We start from the raw sequence: 13,658 nt of genomic DNA on the forward strand, positions 1-13,658 counted from the left end.
TTTTACTTAAAATTATACTACTGACAGTAGACTGTAGCAACCAAAGATTTTTAAAGTTTCAGTGTGATTTTTTAACTCTTCTAGTGCCTCGCGAACTAATGCAGAGCAAACATCGGCCTCAACGTCCATAAAGAAAATATATTCTCCGAGCGATCTTTTAGTCGGTCTAGATTCAATCCGACTTAAATTAATACCGCGACTGGCAAATACTTGCAAAGGTTTTACCAGTGATCCCGGCATATTGGCAGGTACGCTAAAAGCTAGTGACGTATGGGTGCAATTACACGGTGAAACATCGGGGATCAACTTAGCAGCCGATTTTGTGAGGGATTTAAGGGATGAGCTATCGGCTGCTTCTACGTTTGAGATTTCTCCACCACTGCTGCTGAGTACCCAAAAGCGAGTGTAATTATCGGGATAATCATTAATTGGGTGGGCTAACACTGGCAAATGGTAAAGTTCAGCAGCTCTTGGCGAAGATATCGCTGCTACATTTCTATCTTCCAGATATTGCAATGCTTCCGTGGTTGAATTTGCCGGAATTAATTGAGCTGAGGGAATAAACTGCCCCAACCATACCTGACACTGAGCTAGTGCTTGCGGATGAGAGTAAACTTTTTGAATCTCGTTAAAATTTTTAGCATTAGAAACCAGGGCGTGGGAAATTGGCAAAACTAAGGCGTGTTGAATGCGGAGTTGATCGAGTCGCCACAGTGTATCTAAGGTGACAGTCACGCTGCCTTCGATCGAATTTTCGACGGGCACAACTGAATAGTCAACCTGCCCTACGGCAGATGCCTCTAGCGCTTGGGAAATGGTGGAATAAGGACACAGGGTGCATTCCAAGTTAGTTTTCAGGCTCAACCAATTGACATAAGCTAGAGCCGCTGTTTCTGCATTTGTACCAACAGGGCCGAGATGTGCGATCCTCTTCGAGGGCTTCGCTAACGAAATTTTCATTTAGAGGTAATTTTAGGTTACAAATGTTTGCTTTACTCTCATCAGCTAGCAAGTATGATGAAAAATTAGCGATGTCCCGAAAGCTTTTATCCGTAATTTCTCGGTTGACATTGCTGGGTGCGCGACATACTGCGTGACTTATGTCACCTTAAAAAAAGGTGATAGTTTATTAAGATATGCTTAGGAATCCTATATTTTGATATTTTCTCATGTATATCCGCTTTAATTCTTCCCAATCCGTTGAGATCGCCGTACCAGACGAACGGGTTCCCATTCAACATTATCTGCGCCAGCCGAGGCGACTGGTGAACGCCCTCGTCGATCAAAGTCGCACAGAGCAGCTAAGCGATGACTGTTTCCGCCTGAAAATGCGGCCGTTACAATTTATGATGCTGAGCATTCAACCCACAGTAGACATGAGGGTGTGGGCTGAGTCGGACGGTACAATCAATTTGGAGTCCGTCGCCTGCGAAATTCGTGGCGTGGGTTATATAAACGATCGCTTTGCTCTCAATCTCAAAGGACAGCTTTGTGTACACCAAACCAGCGGGGTAGCATACTTGAAGGGAAAAGCGGATTTGGAAGTGCAAGTAGAGTTACCGCCGCCGTTTTGGCTGACGCCCAAAGCAATTTTAGAAGCTACGGGCAACGCTTTGCTCAAGAGCGTACTGCTGAGCGTCAAACAGCGGTTGATGTACCAGTTGCTCTCCGATTACCGCCGGTGGGCAAGCAACGAAACTGAGGTAATATCGAGCGATCTCCCCCAAATCTTATCTTTAGAAGGGTGAGATCCTACTAGAGAAGCTGTTAATTAATTTATAGGCATATTTAGGCAAAAATCAGGCCACTTACCGAAAAATTAGTTAGATGATCGAATTGCGTACCTTGAGCTTTGTTTGAGTTGGCTTGCAGGGATAGATAGCTGCCGGTCAGTCAAGATCGATTTGAGTCAGCCCTCCATGTTCATCGTCTTCGATGATTCCCACACCCCGAGGCCAAGCAGTTGACCTGTCTTTTGAAACTTCTTCCTTTTGGTGGAGTTCGCGCTGCGGTGGCTGGATTATTTTGCCCGGTTGATTCGCTGCGCCCACCCGAATCCTGATTTTTGGCCCGGAATTGCCCAAGCGAATTGTCATCCCGTCCACAACTGACACCTGAGCGATCGGTCTATCATCTACATAAGTGCCGTTAGCACCAAAATTAATAATTTCCCAGCTATTGGCGTGATTCCACAGCTCTACGTGGTGGCGGGAAACTACAGCGCTGTAAATGATTACATCATTGTCGTTCGATCGACCGATCCGAACCACCGGTTCTGATTCAAAACACCAACTTTGAACCGCGACCGACTGGATAGGATGTAAAAGAGTTAAGGTAATCACTGATGTTTTGACACTCCACCGCCAGACAGAAACGGGGATACTTCCAGAGAGATTTTTTGGGAGAAAACTGCAAAAATTTTGATTTTTAAAGGCGTCATCAGTGCGCCTGGATTCCCTCGCTCTGCCGTAAAAGTCGAACTTTTGGCTGCTTGAGGCATTTGAACAAACTTTTGAGGGTTAGCTTTTAGCGCAGGCGCAAATTTTTGCTGCCCTCGGTAACAACCAAACACGATGTTATTAATCTGGTGAACTTCCCAGTGATGGACAGCGGTTTTAACCGCTTGATTAATGTGGTCTGTGAGGGCGCGATTGTGCCGATGGGTGAGCCGCTCAATTTGATCGGCTAAATAATTCTTTTCCGGCTGATGAACCAGAGAATTTAACTCAGACCTGTGCTGGTTGCACCGCTGATTCAAGTTCTCGATCGGGCGACAGTCAACGATCGACGAATCGCTGTTTGTGGAGACAGAAGTTAACCTATTATTAATCTTGGGGTCTCTAGATAAAATACTTGTTGGTTGTATCTGAGATGTTGCACCATTCTGAATAGGCCTTTTATGAACAGGCAAGATGCCTGTTCCACAAGAAAATTCACTGTTTGTGGAACAGGGATCTTGCCTGTTCTTGAGAATGTTGCAAGATGTGAGTTGTATCAAACAGCATAGGTCTTTTTGAGTTGCTAACATTTTCCTTATTGATGCGATACCTTTAAAATACAATGCTTTGAGCAGCACTGGAATTTTGAGCGACAACGCATCAATCTCTGATAGCGAAAATACCGATCGACCTTCCTCGCGCGCGCCGCCCCAAAATGCGATCGGCAATTAGTCCCCCGGCGAGCGGGAAGGCCAAACTTCAGCTCAAATCTGAATCGGGCGGCTCCGGGTTCGGCTCTGGCGGGACAGATTCTTGCCTTTGCCGCTTCAACTCTGCAACTTTTTCTTGAGCTACATCCCTGACTTCGAGAGCTTTATCTTGGAATTTTTCCGCCAGACTTTGAGCGCCCCGCTTCACACCAGCCACATTTTTGAGAGTTCTGTCGAAATCTTCATGTAAAAACTCTGCTACCAGACCGACTTTTTTGTGCAGTCCCTCTGCGTACTGCACTGGCTCCGATACAGCAGCTTCAGAGACGATCGCCCGCTTGCTGCCGATGGTTGAAATAGCTGCCACAGGTAACAAGTAAATTCCGTCTAAAACACCGCGCCAGCCGCTCGATTTAAATAGGTAGTGGGTGACTGAACCCGTGCGGACATCAAATAGGTAGTCAACCACCGTACCTGCCTGATTCCCAGCGTCCGTGAGTACCTCAAGGCCGATCGGACAAACAGCTTGTTCCGGCTGATGCAATTCCGGCAGTTCCGGGTTAATGGTGACAAAAACATTTTCCCCCACCGTATCAACTTGCGCCCAAGCGAACCAAGTTTTTTTGCTGCCCAAAAGTCCCGACTTGCAAGTAAAGCCGATCGCCCGCTGGGAGTGAGCATCGAGCCAAACCCGATCTACCCGGCCGACCTCTTCCGCCGTTGAGCGGTCGATCGTGCGACGGTTGAGCAATTCGCTGCGCCTAACAATCTGTGGTGATGTACTCATAAATAAACTCCTGAGTGCCGCCTTTGAAAAATGTCGATCGTCCAAAGAAGCCGATTTAATATTCTTCTTCCGAATAATGGCGATTATTATCTGCCTCGGTTAACTCCTCCTCTTCCCTGGAAGTGCCAACTTCTTTTTGGTCGGGAACAGGAATCGTGCTAATGTGCACCCCGCCCGAGGGAGCGTGAATTTCCTTAGCCTCCCTTGGCTTGACGCTAAGAAGTCCTAACTGGACGGAGGACTGATTCGGGCCTACGTTGATTTGAATTTTCGGACCTGAGCGAGCCAAGTGAACGATCAGACCGTCCACAATGGGAACCTTAGCGATCGGCTTACCATCGAGGTAAGTGCCGTTGGTACCTAAATTGATCAGTTCCCAAGTTATGCCGCTGCGCCGCAATTCGATGTGGCGACGAGAAACCACAGCGCTAAAAAGAACGACGTGGTTTTCGGTCGATCGCCCGATCCGGACGACCTGCTCGTCTTCAAAGATCCAACTGCGGACGGGTATAGACTGGAGTGGATGTAGCAAGGTCAGCTTAATCACATTGGCAGCATTGAGTTTTGGTAGAGCGCCTCAAGATGCGATTTTAGATTTTAGACTTTCGATCGCCCAATCCAAACTCGCTCTAAGAGATTTGAAATAAAAACGTAACCAGGTCTCCTTTGCCCAGAGAGATGCGGTCTCCCGGTCGCAACCGGTGGCGGTTTCCCTTGGGTAGCGGAGTATTGTTGACGTAAGTGCCGTTGGAACTACCTACATCTTCTAGGTAGCAAGCATCTCCCTCCACCCGGAGATTTGCGTGTACCCGAGAAACTATCTCAGAATTAGCAAATCCCGAAACATCAATATCCGGCGGTACTAAGTCATTTGGCTTGCCTATGTGAACCACAGACAGACTGTGAGGCAATTCCATCGGCGTATTTGTCTGAACGTGTAGCAGGCGCGCCGACTGCTGTTGCAGTTGAGTTTTAGCTACACCTGCTGGCTGTGGGTCCGGAACCGGAGGAGAGATATTTACTGGTGTTGCCACCGATTCAGTTGTAACAGGAACCGAGGGCGAAGGCGGGGGATCTGGAATCGTCGGAATGCTGGCGGGAGTTTTTTCCAAGTTGAGTCCCTTATTCAGGGTAACTAGAGGTTCCATTGCCATCATGGGCTCGGGTGGGACTAAATCCGGCGCCGGTGACGATACCACTGTGGGGCCTACAGACGAGGGGGACGTTACTGTCCCCTCAACTTCTGGAACTATGGAACCCGGACGCAAGTTAAAGCCACACTGGCCACAAAATGCTGCATCTGTCTGAACTGCTGCACCGCAGTTCGAGCAACTTGCGGTAACAGGTAAAGGCGTGTAGCAAGCCTCACACTGGCTGGCCCCGTCGGGGTTCTGGTGATTGCAATTGGGACAGACAATCATCGATTTCTCCTTGCTATCGGCCAGATTTTCAAATCAGCCTCATAAAAATACTCGTGTATATGGTCAAATTTTAACTTTAACCGCCACATTCTTATATTGCTTCGCTAATACTAGCAACTGAGCTGACGCCGTGACGTTAGCTGTGACGGGCAAGATTGAGTTAGTGATAATGCTGACTGTGTTGGCACGATTGTGGCTCTGTCGGCTATTTTACTGCTTCACCAGCCGCCGCATCGAGCAGCCACCAAAGTTCGCCCTCTGGTTGAACGAGTCTGGCTGGATAAGTCATTTCGTCGGCTGCGGGGGCAAAAATTTGAGCTAGGGCGGGTTGTTTGCTGGCTCCTGCGACCATGAAGATGACGCACCGGGCCCGGTTGATTAAGGGGACTGTAAAGGTAATGCGGGGTTGACCGTCTTTGTTGCCGACAGTTACTAGGGCGTCGCGGACTTCCAAGGCTGCTGTGCCGGGAAATAGAGAGGCTGTGTGGGCGTCGTCTCCTATGCCCAATAAAATGATGTCGAAGGCGGGAAACTCGCCGTCGGATACTTTGAAGAACTGCTGCAATTCGGTTTGGTGCGCCGCAGCGTCGGCTGCGGGGTCGCCGGCGCCTGTGGGCATGGGGTGGATGTTGCTGGCGGGGATATTCACTCGATCGAGCCACGCGAGGCGCGCCATTTTTTGATTGCTGTCTGGGTGTTCTGGGGGAACGTAGCGTTCGTCGCCCCAGAAAACGTGAATTTTGTCCCAAGGCAGGTCTTGGGCACAGAGCGCTCTGTAGAGCGGTTCGGGTGTGCTTCCGCCCGCTGCGGCGATCGTACAAAGTCCGCGTTCTGCTATGGCTTCTGAGATTTTCGACAGCACAATCTCCAGCGATCGATCTATCAGTTGTTCCCGATTTGCTAATACTTCTACTACTTTTTTCATTAATTTCCTCTCAACTTTCCTTGGGTGTTGTTCTGGGCAATTGCCAATTTTACCTTGACATTTTGGTTTGACATTTTGGTTTGAGGTCGATCTGCTGACTGACCCGGCCTGCCGGACACAGCACCCCATAAAATTTTATCATCTTATGCCCTTTGATTTAAGGAAAGCAAGACATATTTATACCAGTGCTTTATGGATTTTCACCTGTTGCATTGAGCTTTCGCAACTTTCAATCAAAAGTTTGATCGTACTCGGAGCATCTCTGCAGAAAGTAAAAAGCGTTTTTTGGGACTCCGATCCGTCCCGCACAGCAAAGTCTATTAATATAGCGAGCCGGACGATCGCACACCGACAGTAAAAGCCAAACCGAGATGCTCCCGATCGCACTTACCCCGGCATAGCAAAAATAATCAAGATTGATGTGGTAGACTAGGAAAAATAGTTTTAAATCCGCACGCTCGGATGGAATCAAAACTATGTCAATATTTAAGCGATTTCCTACATCTGTCCGCTATCTAATAGCGCGGTTACGCCACTGGACCCAACCGGCGGTTTGGGCTCCGTTAGCCGTGCTGTGTGCGGGGGGGTTATTTATCTGGGAGGTATCTGTAAATCCAGAAAGGTTGAGCATAGATGGCGAAGAAGAACCAGCCTCAAACACTCCAGCTTCGCTATCGGGGCTATCTGCTGAAGATACCGCCATTGCGGCTGAAATCGACAGCTCACCAGTGCTAGTCAATCAGTTTAATGGCTCTACTGCTTCTGAACTGAACTTGTTAAATTCATCAGTAGTAAAAAGCAAAGGTTTATTCGAGGAACTTCGAGATCGGGGCTTAGAAACTCCTCAGCCATCTTCAGCCCCCAATCGGGTAGGAAGCAGCGGATTTTTCCCCTTGCCAAATTTAGCAAATCCTGATGTCGAGGCCGGAAACAATAACCCTGAAAATTCCAGCTTGCCAAGTTCAAACGCAACATCAGCGTTGAGTTTATCTGGCAGTGGAAGACTGACTTCCGGGATAAAAACGATTAATCCTGAGTCTGGGGGTACAGCGACAGCAACTTTATCGCAGGCGTCGAGTGATGCTAATTCAGGTAAACAAAACGAAAATTCTCTGCCTTTGAGTCCGCTGCAAGCAGCTATGAAAAAATACGTCGTTGCTAACACTTCGGCAACGGCGGCTTCGGCTGAGAAAACAGCAGACTCGGCTAAATTGCTCGATCGACCGGCTTCCGATCCGGCTGCAGGAAATGCGACAAATTTGCTCCCAACGACCGCTACAGCTCAAAGTGGAGCAAATCCTGTGAATGTTCCCACAGCACTTCCCCCACTTGTGGCTCCGACAAATACTGTGAGCAAGGAATCTCAAGAATTCTTAAAACCGACAGCTACAGTCCCTGAATCATTGGCGGGGTTAAGTTCCCGAGTACGGAGCCTTCCCGAAATTAATGCAGGGGCTGCAACGGTGGCTTTGCCGAAAAATCCCTACCAAACTAATTTATCTGGCTCAGGCTTCGCACCTGAAGTTCAACCTGTGGCACTGCCAGTAGCCATACCTTCGCCAACACCTCTACTTCCCAGTGTCAGACAGTCCCCTTTTCCGAGTACGATCGGGGGAAGCAAGATAATTAGCCCTCAATTCTCTCCCAATTCAGCGAATTCTCAATTTCAAACACCTCCACCGAGTCAGCTTAATTTGCCGCCGAACCAGCCTAACTTTGGAGTTGTTCCCCAAAATACCAATCAGGGCGTACAGCCCATTCAACCTCAAACTTTTGCTACACCCCGCTCCCTGGCTCCGGGACGCTACATTGGCGGTGGCGAAATCAATACTTTTTCTAATCCTTAAATGAAGGAAGTTCGGTCACGAAAACGATATTATCAATTCCCAATACTTAGGCTACGCGGTTCCTTTCCTTCGACTTCGGTTTTCCTCAGCATAGTCGAAGGGAAGGGAGCAGAAGGCAGTGGAAGGGCAGTACAAGTTCCGAATTACCCATTCCCAATGTTAGCGGTAAAACTTACCTAGCGGCGGCCCGTCCCAACAATAATCCGCCGATTCCTAAGCCAAATGCGATCGGCAGCCAAGCCGACAGAATCGGAGTCAAAACAGCTTTCACGCCCATAGAACTGGTGATGAAAGAAAATACGTAGTAAGTAAAAATCACAACTACGCTAATACCAAAACTCGTTCCTCGACCGGAGCGGCGCGGTTGAGTTCCCAAAGCTGCTCCCACTAAACCAAATACCATGCACACGAAAGGAAAAGCATATTTTTCTTGAATTCGCACCTGTAATTTGCGAATTTGCGGTTCGTCGCCACTGTTTTTAATGATATCCAAACGCTCTAAAGCTTGGGCAATGTTCATTTCCTTGAAATCCCGCACTCTAGCCGCTAAATCTAAGGGCGTGCGGGGGAGTTGCAATTGCTGGTGTTGAAACCTAACTATATTGCGGTAAGAGCCATCAGGAGCTACTATATAAGCGGTTCCGTTGAAAAAATCCCAGGTATTTTCTGAGGGATTCCAAGTAGCTGATTCTGAAGAAACGATTTGATTGAGGCCTGGGGTGGAGCGATCGATAATTGTTAAACCTTTCATTTGCTGGCCGTCAAATTGTTCTGCATAAAAAAAGCGGGCCAGGATTTCGTCGCCGCCTTTTTCTGGTTTGCGAAATTCTGTGTAGATAATATTTCTATCTTGAAATATCGGTTTTTCTCGCTTCAGGGCTCTGTCTAAAGTCACAGTAGCTCTGTAGCTGGCGGCGGGTACGATTAACTCTTGCAAACCAAAGGTTAAGCCTGCAACAATTAAACTCATAATCACTGCGGGCAGTATTAATCGGTAAACGCTAACTCCGCAACTGCGGAGGGCGATGAGTTCGCTGTCGCTAGACATTCGGCTGTAGGCCATTAAGGTTGCTAGCAGCATCGACATCGGGAAAGCCAATACTACAAAGTAAGGAATTTGCAGGAGAAAAATTTCTATGGCTGCGCTGTAGGGGAGGCCGGATTCTGCTACTCTGCGGACTAATTCAAATAAAGCTCCAACTGTTACGGCGACGGATGTAAAGAGTCCGACGCCAAATAAAAATGGGCCGATTAGTTCTTTGGTAATGTACCAGTCCATTACGGAAATTCTCGGCAGCCAGTTGATGGGATTCAAAGAATTGGATATTGCTATTTTCATAGTTTGGGATTTTTGCAGTTTGCTCCTCAATCTAACATCTCAAATCTAAATTTATGACCATGGGGAATGCCTTCAAAAGACTATCGCACGAAGTTGTCACCTAAGTAATACTGTCGCACTAAAGGGTTGCTGTAGAGTTCTTCTTCTGCCCCGGAGGCTAAAATTTGGCCGTCTCGCATGATGTAGGCTCGATCGGTAATTTCGAGGGTTTCTCGGACGTTGTGATCGGTGATCAGGATGCCGATTTTACGATCGCGCAGTTTAGCAATAATGGTTTGAATTTCATCTACGGCGATCGGATCGACGCCTGCAAACGGTTCGTCTAAAAATAGGAACATCGGGCCGTCTCGCCCAGCGGCTAATGCTCTGGCCAGTTCAGTCCGCCGCCTTTCTCCCCCCGATATTTGAATTCCCAAACTAGATGCTATTTTTTCTAAGCGAAATTCTTGCAATAGGAAATCGACTCGCTCGCGCCATTCCCAGCGTGGCACTTGAGTTTGTTCTAAAACTAACAAAATGTTGTCCCGCACGCTCATGTTTCGGAAAATGCTTGCTTCTTGAGCGAGATAGCCAATTCCCAAATGCGCTCGCTGGTGCATCGCCAATTTAGTGATGTCTAAATCGTTTAGCCAAACAGTTCCTTGATTGGGTTTTTCTAATCCGGTTGCTATGTAAAATGTTGTGGTTTTGCCGGCACCGTTGGGGCCTAGCAGTCCTACGATTTCTCCTTGGGCTACCGAAAGGTTGACGCGACTAACTACATTGCGTTTTCCGTAGGATTTGTGAATATTTTCGAGTACAATTTTCATTTTCGCTCCCGGCAACCTCTACAAGCTAAATTTCCGACTGCGGCTTTGTGCGATCGACTCTCTAATTTAAATTTTACCTTTTCAAGTTTGCTAGTTTTATAAAGACGAAATTTCGCATCTATCCCAAGTAGTATGTTTTGGCTGAGGCGAAATTTCGCTGCTGCGAGTCGCTTTTACCGGGGGGCTGTAGTTGGACGTTCGGATCCCACTGCATTTTGGGCGGCAGCATCTTGTTCCGGGGCAACCAGATAAACAGATTCTACCTGTCCTGGGTTGTCTGGCAGGGCAATAAACCGCCCTTCGTCGATGAGGTATGTTATGGTTTCGCCGCGCAGGCTGTTGCCCTGCTGCAATACGTAAACATCTCCGCTGAGAATGATCCGGCGCTCGCGGCTGAAATATTGAGCTTGAGCCGCAGTTGCTTGTATTTGGCGGGCTGGATAGTTAATTTGGACGTTGCCACGGGCTGTCACGATGCCGGTTTTGGAGTCGGCTTCTTGAATGTCCGATCGCACGCTGAGAGTGCGGGGCGGCCCGGCTTGCGGGTAAGTGGGAGAGGCAATCGCGCCTGCCAGAGTCAGGGGCAACAGCAGCGATAATCCTTTGAATATTCTGGAATTGAGTAGTTTAGCGGAGGGCATCATAAGCTTGGAGCCTCAAAATTTGTAAAATTGCTGAAGGGGATTACCTCCAGTTAGGTATTTTATCTTAACGGCCAGAAAGATTCCCGTGAGGTCGATCGATTGACCCGATAGTCTCAACCAATTATCCTAGCAAGACAACAGCGAATTTAATTGGTTATTTTGCCGAGTGGCTGCAACTGTCTTAACCGGGAACGGGCAAGAGGCTCGTTCCACAACAAATTAATATACTTGGGCAGCCGGCAAGAAAGCCAGCCCTCCTCTGTGTAGAGGCCAAGTATACTGCACACCCTAATACAAACATTTATTTAACTTTTTGGTAGTTTGATAATTCGCGGCAATTGCAAGCCTGCAATTTCTGTACCTGCGAATAACTGTTGAAATTTAGCTACTTCTTCCGGGCCAGCTTGTTGCAAAGCGCTCAAAAGTTTAGCACTTTGTCCGAGCAAGTCTTCAACAGCAATTCCGGCATAACTCGGCTGATAATAACTGAGCCGATTTATTCCTTCTCCCAGCAATATTACTGCACCGCGCCAGTTGTGATTTCCTAAGTGATAAAGCGCGACGGCAATTTGCAATATTCCCTGATAAAACCTTTTTTCCGGCTCGCCTGCTTCCATCCACAAAGCCTCTAAAGTATCGTGACAAGCGTAAAATTCTTGGCTGTTAAACTGTTCGATACCTTGCCAAAAGTCGAGCGGGATTTCCTCTGTCATTCGATTGGAGATTGGGGATTATCGAGGGCGGATGTGTGTTTGAGTAGGCGGCGATCGATTTTTTTTAATAGCTAAGTCTTAAAAATAGGAAAAATCACGACCTGTTTTCAAAACTACTGCCATTTCACGACCGCCTACTTAACCGATTACATAGTGTCTCTGACAGCTTGAATCTGATCCATTCCTATTTCCTGATTAGTTCCAGCGAAATCGTTATCTGGCGTCAGAAATAACATACAGTGACACTCTTTGCGCTCGCGCATGGGAATGCAGGGACAGTTCCAGTAGGCGGCTTTTACTTCTGCTTCTTTATCTTCGTAATGGCGGCAAGGGCATAAGGGAGCGCCTAGTTCATCCTTGTGTTTTGCTAGTCCTTCTATCACGACAGCAGTGACGGAAGGTTCAGAACAAAAGTAAGTTCCCGTGCGCTTGGCGTAGGTTTCGGAGAAATTCTTCATCGCCTCCAAAGTTTTTTCGTTGGAAAGTTTAGATTTTTCTGTTGTGTTCATAGTTGAGGATCGGAGTTGAGGATGCTACGAGCTTTTAACAATTGTAGCGCAGTATGTGATTTTAAACACTTGTATATTTCTGTTTACTTACAAGGAGGAAAACCTTGACAAAGATTGAGTTTTAGGTTGTTGGTTTTTTACTGGTTTTTGTCTATCCCCGAGGGTGCGGGAAACTGGCGGCAGACCCGGTTTTTGAAGCAGCCAAAAGATTTGGGCGATTGAGGACCCTCAACAATCATCCCCCAAAGGGGATAAAAATCGGATAAGATAGCACAGCCCTGTCCCTGTTAGTGGCATCTGATGGCAACTTCCCCCAACGGCACCGGCACCCGCGATCGAAAATCTCCTCCGTCTGGGCTGATTTGGCCGGCTGACACCGAGTTAGTCGGATTAGTGTTTGAATTGACTCCCGGCGCTGCTAGCTATCTGTACGCGCAGTATGCTATAGGTTTGCACGCTTGGTTTTTAGGTCAAGTACACCAAACGGACCCGGGTTTATCGAAACTTTTGCACGATGAACAGTCAGAAAAAGCCTTTACTATTTCGGGATTGGAAGGTGATTTGCTCCCCGGTGGCAAAGAATTTCAGCTTTTGGGCGATCGAATTTATCGCTGGTACGTAACAGGACTTTCAAAGCCAGTAGTGCAGTGGCTGAGTCAGTGGCTACAAAATTTGCCCGAAGAGATAGATTTGCGAAATGCTCCCCTGCTAATTCGCTCTTGGGATATTGCTTTTGAACCCACAACTTACCAGCAATTATTAACAGCAGAACCCGCATTTTCGCCAACCATCAAACTTAGTTTTTTGACTCCTACAAGCTTTCGTAGCAAAGGCCATCACTTCCCTTTGCCAGTTCCCGAAAATGTTTTTCACAGCTATTTGCGCCGCTGGAATAACTTTTCGGGGCTAAATTTTGACCAAGCAGAATTTTTGAATTGGATTGATGAAAATGCAATTATTAGCCGCCACAAATTGGAGTCACAAAAGGTAGCCGCGGGCAAAAAAGGCATGGTAACGGGATTCACAGGGGCTGTGGAATTTGGGCTAGGGCGATCGGCTCACAATCGCCCTGATTTTGTACAATTATTTTATGCTTTGGGGCGGTTAGCGCCTTATTGCGGCACTGGCCACAAAACAACTTTTGGATTGGGACAAACGCGAGCACAATGGTTGACAGAAGCGCTACCTGAAGTGTCGATACAAAGCGTATTGGCGGCGCGAATAGATGAATTGACAAAGAAGTTTATGGCGCACAGAAAGCGTAGAGGCGGAAGTTGTGCTGCTGAGATTTCTGAAACTTGGGCGACGATTTTGGCGCGCCGGGAATTGGGGGAATCTTTGTTTGATATTGCTGCTGATTTGGAAATGCCTTATGAAACTGTGAAAACTTATGTGAAGTTGGCAAGAAGGGCTTTGAAAGTGGAGGATTAGCGCCAATTTGTTGACTGTTGACTGTTGACTGTTGACTGTTGACTGTTGACTGTTGACTGTTGACTGTTGACTGTTGACTGTTGAC

The 13,658-nt window shown here is 47.6% G+C and carries 15 protein-coding genes; 3 read left to right on the plus strand and 12 right to left on the minus strand.

Features of this window, described 5'->3' with window-relative positions; all coding sequences use genetic code 11:
* Nucleotides 1-12 precede the first annotated feature (12 nt).
* Nucleotides 13-960, minus strand: coding sequence for a prephenate dehydratase (gene pheA, locus QUA44_RS12205; protein ID WP_333251071.1), 948 nt, complete (start codon nucleotides 958-960; stop codon nucleotides 13-15).
* A 209-nt stretch (nucleotides 961-1,169) separates the two neighbouring features.
* On the opposite strand from pheA, the gene QUA44_RS12210 reads away from it, so the two are divergent.
* The gene (locus tag QUA44_RS12210; RefSeq protein WP_333251074.1) at nucleotides 1,170-1,748 is read left to right on the plus strand and encodes a DUF1997 domain-containing protein; all 579 of its coding nucleotides are present in this window, start codon (nucleotides 1,170-1,172) and stop codon (nucleotides 1,746-1,748) included.
* 141 nt (nucleotides 1,749-1,889) lie between these two features.
* Here QUA44_RS12210 and QUA44_RS12215 read toward each other — a convergent pair whose 3' ends face one another.
* From QUA44_RS12215 to pgl, 6 genes are all read right to left on the minus strand, one after another.
* The gene (locus QUA44_RS12215) at nucleotides 1,890-2,342 is read right to left on the minus strand and encodes an FHA domain-containing protein (RefSeq protein WP_333251077.1); all 453 of its coding nucleotides are present in this window, start codon (nucleotides 2,340-2,342) and stop codon (nucleotides 1,890-1,892) included.
* The gene (locus QUA44_RS12220; protein WP_333251080.1) at nucleotides 2,339-3,166 is read right to left on the minus strand and encodes a hypothetical protein; all 828 of its coding nucleotides are present in this window, start codon (nucleotides 3,164-3,166) and stop codon (nucleotides 2,339-2,341) included. Before QUA44_RS12220 ends, QUA44_RS12215 begins: the two co-directional genes overlap by 4 nt.
* A gap of 31 nt (nucleotides 3,167-3,197) precedes the next feature.
* The gene (locus QUA44_RS12225) at nucleotides 3,198-3,935 is read right to left on the minus strand and encodes a PRC-barrel domain-containing protein (protein WP_333251083.1); all 738 of its coding nucleotides are present in this window, start codon (nucleotides 3,933-3,935) and stop codon (nucleotides 3,198-3,200) included.
* A gap of 55 nt (nucleotides 3,936-3,990) precedes the next feature.
* Nucleotides 3,991-4,482 (minus strand): FHA domain-containing protein, encoded by a 492-nt coding sequence (locus QUA44_RS12230; RefSeq protein WP_333251086.1) that lies wholly within the window; start codon nucleotides 4,480-4,482, stop codon nucleotides 3,991-3,993.
* A gap of 82 nt (nucleotides 4,483-4,564) precedes the next feature.
* Entirely contained in the window at nucleotides 4,565-5,356 is a 792-nt protein-coding gene (locus QUA44_RS12235) for an FHA domain-containing protein (RefSeq protein ID WP_333251087.1), read from the minus strand.
* A 205-nt stretch (nucleotides 5,357-5,561) separates the two neighbouring features.
* Nucleotides 5,562-6,281, minus strand: coding sequence for a 6-phosphogluconolactonase (pgl, locus tag QUA44_RS12240; RefSeq protein WP_333251089.1), 720 nt, complete (start codon nucleotides 6,279-6,281; stop codon nucleotides 5,562-5,564).
* Nucleotides 6,282-6,757: 476 nt separating this feature from the next.
* Here pgl and QUA44_RS12245 point away from each other — a divergent pair, with 476 nt between their 5' ends.
* Nucleotides 6,758-8,128 (plus strand): hypothetical protein, encoded by a 1,371-nt coding sequence (locus QUA44_RS12245; protein WP_333251091.1) that lies wholly within the window; start codon nucleotides 6,758-6,760, stop codon nucleotides 8,126-8,128.
* A 172-nt stretch (nucleotides 8,129-8,300) separates the two neighbouring features.
* On the opposite strand, the gene QUA44_RS12250 is transcribed toward QUA44_RS12245, so the two are convergent.
* The 5 genes from QUA44_RS12250 to QUA44_RS12270 all read right to left on the minus strand — a co-directional run bounded on the left by QUA44_RS12250 (nucleotide 8,301) and on the right by QUA44_RS12270 (nucleotide 12,142).
* Nucleotides 8,301-9,467 carry an LptF/LptG family permease gene (locus QUA44_RS12250; RefSeq protein ID WP_333251093.1) on the minus strand — a complete coding sequence of 389 codons (1,167 nt, stop codon included), beginning with the start codon at nucleotides 9,465-9,467 and terminating at the stop codon, nucleotides 8,301-8,303.
* A gap of 80 nt (nucleotides 9,468-9,547) precedes the next feature.
* Nucleotides 9,548-10,276 carry an LPS export ABC transporter ATP-binding protein gene (gene lptB, locus QUA44_RS12255; protein WP_333034782.1) on the minus strand — a complete coding sequence of 243 codons (729 nt, stop codon included), beginning with the start codon at nucleotides 10,274-10,276 and terminating at the stop codon, nucleotides 9,548-9,550.
* Between the two features lie 173 nt (nucleotides 10,277-10,449).
* Complete coding sequence (locus QUA44_RS12260; RefSeq protein ID WP_333251098.1) at nucleotides 10,450-10,920, minus strand: LptA/OstA family protein; 471 nt, start codon at nucleotides 10,918-10,920, stop codon at nucleotides 10,450-10,452.
* A 305-nt stretch (nucleotides 10,921-11,225) separates the two neighbouring features.
* Nucleotides 11,226-11,633: a DUF309 domain-containing protein gene (locus QUA44_RS12265; protein ID WP_333251099.1), complete on the minus strand. Its 408-nt coding sequence runs from the start codon at nucleotides 11,631-11,633 to the stop codon at nucleotides 11,226-11,228.
* Nucleotides 11,634-11,779: 146 nt separating this feature from the next.
* Entirely contained in the window at nucleotides 11,780-12,142 is a 363-nt protein-coding gene (locus tag QUA44_RS12270) for a ferredoxin-thioredoxin reductase catalytic domain-containing protein (protein WP_172186333.1), read from the minus strand.
* A gap of 300 nt (nucleotides 12,143-12,442) precedes the next feature.
* Between QUA44_RS12270 and cas6 the strand changes: the two genes are divergently transcribed.
* A complete protein-coding gene (cas6, locus tag QUA44_RS12275; RefSeq protein WP_333251102.1) occupies nucleotides 12,443-13,573 on the plus strand; it encodes a CRISPR-associated endoribonuclease Cas6 in 1,131 nt (376 codons plus the stop codon).
* The last annotated feature ends 85 nt before the right edge of the window (nucleotides 13,574-13,658 follow it).

The sequence above is a fragment of the Microcoleus sp. N9_A2 genome (assembly GCF_036701775.1).
Taxonomy (GTDB): Bacteria; Cyanobacteriota; Cyanobacteriia; order Cyanobacteriales; family Microcoleaceae; genus Microcoleus.